General features: G+C 41.3%; 2 protein-coding genes. One reads left to right on the forward strand and one right to left on the reverse strand.

The window, feature by feature from the left end; genetic code table 11:
• Positions 1-1,418 precede the first annotated feature (1,418 nt).
• Positions 1,419-1,826, reverse strand: coding sequence for a hypothetical protein (locus tag ACRC28_RS19140; protein ID WP_438545053.1), 408 nt, complete (start codon positions 1,824-1,826; stop codon positions 1,419-1,421).
• 39 nt (positions 1,827-1,865) lie between these two features.
• Here ACRC28_RS19140 and ACRC28_RS19145 point away from each other — a divergent pair, with 39 nt between their 5' ends.
• The gene (locus tag ACRC28_RS19145; protein WP_438545054.1) at positions 1,866-2,390 is read left to right on the forward strand and encodes a hypothetical protein; all 525 of its coding nucleotides are present in this window, start codon (positions 1,866-1,868) and stop codon (positions 2,388-2,390) included.
• The last annotated feature ends 725 nt before the right edge of the window (positions 2,391-3,115 follow it).

Below are 3,115 nucleotides of genomic sequence, written 5' to 3' on the forward strand. Positions count from 1 at the left end.
GTGCGTTCGTAACCCTAAACAAGTAGTTTTGTTGCCTAAAACCTAAATGTCGCGAGAGTTTCAGCAAATCCTGGGTCACCATCTAGACAGGACGGGACAGTTTTCCTGTGGGATTCCCGTGTGATGCGAGTCAATTTCACCGGGAAACACAGGTCAGTTTTTATATATAAATATGCAATTCTAACATGAAAAAACGCTATTTTCTGATTTATTTAGTATATTAAATCGGGAACAGGATGGGACGGGAGTCAAGACGGGATTTATTTTTTTTTAACTCTTTGATAGGATTGGGACGGGAGACTTTTGTGGGAGTGGGATGGGACAGGAGTGAAAATCCCTCCACTGTATATGCAGTCCCAGTGGATCCCCTTCTTCTTTTAATACATTCTGTACAAATATCTCAATCACGTGAGCACATGCATCTGCAGTGATGGAGCTATAATGCTCAGGTATTAAAACTGAAAACACAGGATTAGAACAGGTTGCTTTCACTCGCCTACTGACATTTACTGTGAACGAACGTTAGCAAGCTTGTTAGTTCGTTTGTCGGCTACATCCGCGCTGAGCTAAATAATCTGGAAAAGCTGTTTAAAGCTACATATTTTGCTCAAGATTTTCCACACGGAAACAACTAATCAATGGAAAACTGGGTGAAACGTTTCTTTTCGTAGTACGGCAAACAAAAAAAGTGCTGATGACAGCAACATGTGTTGAGCAGTGCAACGGACAGCTGGTTAAACCTCTGCTCACCTACACTGCATTTTAATGTACACACACTCCGTGTTTAGCTGATTTAATCACCTTTTCTGTTTCTGTTGTCAGACAACCGAATGAACATAAACAGTGATTAGATTGTGGTTTATAAATGCTAACGTATAAATGCAAACTATGACACGACTCCTCCTCTGTTATGCTGAGATGCTGCTTAAATCAGTATTTGGTGATCATAAAGTTGTCAAAATCAACATTAATAACTGTATTGTGTGATCACAGAGAGGGCTAGAGGTGACAGGAAGCTGCTACACAGCCCCTGGACCCTGGCTATTACTCTCCTACTGACATTTACTGTGAGCGAACGTTAGCAAGCTTGTTAGCTCGTTTGTTAGCTGCGCTCCACACACACACACACACACTCACTGTTTAGCTGCTGTCCATTAATCATTTTTCTGTTGTCAGATTAAAGTATTTTTTTGATTGAACATTTTTATGTAGATGAATATTTAAAAAAGAAAGAAAGAAATAAACATCCACAGGCTAGTCTCTCTACGCAAAGTTTGAGTCACAACTACTAGTAGCTGCAAAAACAAAACAAGATAGTAACGTTAGCTGCGACTGTGGCCAATTTGGTTCAAGGTAGCTAATAGTCGTAGCTAGTAGTAGTTGAATTAGCACGGTTAACAGCAGCTAACGCTATCTAGCTAGATAGCGTACACCTCGAGGGGAGGTGAAATTGCTACAATATCATGTGACATGACAGTTGCTCTTCTGCACTCCTCCTCGAGGTACTCAATCTTCCCAGTTAGGTCAGTTTTCTGTAGCCTCTCATTCTCTTCTTGGAGAGCCTCTTTCTTTCTCCACATGGCTTCCCTCTGTTGGTCTTGGCGGAGGTTGTACAGCGTCGTTTGTCTTTCCGTGTCCTTGAATCCCATCTCCTTCAGTTTGCAGCGGCGGTAGTGCTCATAATGACGTCGGCGAGTCTGCTCTCGCAGGTCCTCTATGTTCACTCTGATCAGCAGTTTGACGAAGACGCGGCGATTCTCATTTTGCAGCCGCACCGTCCCCCAGGGGTACTGCCGGGCCTTCGCCATCCTGTTCCCAATCTTCACTTCCGATGGATCCCTCATTCGGACAGAGACATGCTCCGAATGCCTTGGTTGAAGTGGAGCAGAGGGTCAGGTGAGGGCGGAGAGATACAGGCTGTCTGCCTGCTTTTAACATTGTTTACGGACACCTCACCTTATATGACGTCCATCGCAAAGAAGTCATCAGGTAGAACATTATCAAACTTCTGGGTCGGAGCTGTATGTATAAGGAGCATCAATTATTGCCCTTACACTTACAGCAACAGGCCATCTACCAAAACCTGTTTCAGCATTGAAGGTTACTTCAATTTGTTTTGTGCAAAGAACAGAGGACCCTGTGCAAAAACGCAAAAAACTTTCGGCAGGACGAGAGGCACATGGGAAGGCCTCGGCAGGGAGGATGAGGAGAGGGAGATGGTGACGGTGGACGAGAGGCGCACAGGGAAGTCCGAGAAGTGCAGCAGAGAGCGGATCCTGAAATATGAGGCCTGGTTTGAAAATATGTTCAACTCAGGGTTTTGGTCAAAGTCTGAAGAGGTTAGAGTCCAGTTGGAATACTCACTGTGTCATGTTAACAATATAAAATAATGAATGCACGTCACTTGTCGCTGATTGTTTTGTTTTTTAAAAAACAGCTTTGAAATACGGAAAGGGCTAGCAGGACATGCTATCGGAAAATGGCCGAGTGATCAGGGTTGCCCAAAAGTAGCCCAATTCTGCAGGAATAAAAGGTAAAAAAACAAGGAAATGCTGCAGCTTCACTTCTATTTCTATGCAAACAATGGTCTCTAATACATAATGAACATTTCTTTTAAAAGACATGAAGATTTTAGTTAAAGGAAATCAAATGTCAGTTATTTAATGATGACTATGTTTTTATGGGATGAAAAATAGGGAAAATAGTTAAATTAGTGTCTAAACTATCAAGTCTAACTCTAAATATTAAAAAAAGCACTCTTTTTCCACTTAAAGATGAATATATCCATACAAAAAAATTCAAGGTATGTCATGAATTTTGAAATGTGATTGTGTAAAAAGTATGAAAGATATGAAAAAGTTGAATTAATGTGAGAAAGTCTGTGAATGTATGTATTAGTGGGAAGAGCGTAAAGATGAGGGAGTTTGAAGTGCGTTCTGCCATTGTAACTTAACTTCAAAGTTCAATAAAGTTTTAAGCCAGAATGTATGAAACGTGGAACATTTTGACATTTTTGGGAGTTTCTAGCTGAAAGTATGATGTAATAGATAAGAGCTGAAAAAGCTTGAAAAACATTCTGAAACATCCTTTGTGACATCACTTCCTGTTGGAACCA

Origin of the sequence: Clostridium sp., assembly GCF_051650885.1 — a bacterium.
GTDB lineage: Bacteria > Bacillota > Clostridia > Clostridiales > Clostridiaceae > Clostridium.